The organism is Kitasatospora sp. NPDC057512 (genome assembly GCF_042802135.1).
In the GTDB taxonomy this organism is placed as follows: Bacteria; Actinomycetota; Actinomycetes; order Streptomycetales; family Streptomycetaceae; genus Kitasatospora.
Map to the genome: position 1 here is coordinate 1 of NZ_JBHVET010001306.1, position 1,007 is coordinate 1,007.

Sequence of the window (1,007 nt, forward strand, 5' to 3'; positions counted from 1 at the left end):
GGTCAGCCGCGGGTCAGGCCGGCGACGAGCTCGTCGGCGGCGCCGTACGGGTCCAGGGCGCCCTCGGCGACGCGTTCGGCGAGGACGGCCAGGTGCCGGTCCCCGCGCAGGTCGCCGATCCGGGCGCGCAGTTCGGCCAGCGCGATCGCCTCGATCTCCTCGGCGGCCCGGCGGCGGCGCCGCGCGGCGAGCTCGCCGTGCTCCTCCAGCCAGGCGCGGTGCTTCTCCAGCGCCTCGACCACCTCGTCCACGCCCTCGCCGCGGGCCGCGACGGTCTTGACGATCGGCGGGCGCCAGTCCCCCGCCTCGCGGGCCTCGCCGAGGCCCAGCATGTGGTTGAGCTCCCGCGCGGTGGCGTCGGCGCCGTCCCGGTCGGCCTTGTTGACCACGAAGACGTCGCCGATCTCCAGGATCCCGGCCTTGGCGGCCTGGATGCCGTCACCCATCCCCGGGGCCAGCAGCACCACGGTGGTGTCCGCCTGGGCGGCGACCTCGACCTCGGACTGGCCCACCCCGACGGTCTCGACCAGGATCACCTCGCAGCCGGCCGCGTCCAGCACCCGCAGCGCCTGCGGCGCCGCCCAGGAGAGCCCGCCGAGGTGGCCTCGGGTGGCCATCGAGCGGATGAACACCTCGGGGTCGGTCGCGTGGTCCTGCATCCGGACCCGGTCGCCCAGCAGCGCGCCGCCGGAGAACGGCGAGGACGGATCGACGGCCAGCACCCCGACCCGTTTGCCGAGCCGCCGGTAGGCGGAGACCAGCGCCGAGGTGGAGGTGGACTTGCCGACCCCGGGCGAGCCGGTCAGGCCCACCGTGTACGCCCGCCCGGTGTACGGCGCGAGCGCGGCCATCGCCTCCCGCAGCTGCGGCGCGGCGTTCTCGACCAGCGTGATCAGCCGGGCGACCGCCCGCGGCCGGCCCTCCCGGGCCTGCTCGACCAGCGTGGCGACATCGATCATCAGGAGCTCCTTGCGCAGATGCCGAAGGGGCTGCGGACCGCCACCGGC

The 1,007-nt window shown here is 76.1% G+C and carries 1 protein-coding gene; it reads right to left on the reverse strand.

Going from position 1 to position 1,007, the window contains the following annotated elements:
• Window positions 1-2: 2 nt before the first annotated feature.
• Window positions 3-959: a methylmalonyl Co-A mutase-associated GTPase MeaB gene (gene meaB, locus ACFU6K_RS39650; protein ID WP_380671624.1), complete on the reverse strand. Its 957-nt coding sequence runs from the start codon at window positions 957-959 to the stop codon at window positions 3-5.
• Window positions 960-1,007 lie beyond the last annotated feature (48 nt).

Excerpts from the sequence above, each read along its gene's own strand:
- meaB (WP_380671624.1), bottom strand. The coding sequence starts at position 959 with ATGATCGATGTCGCCACGCTGGTCGAGCAGGCCCGGGAGGGCCGGCCG.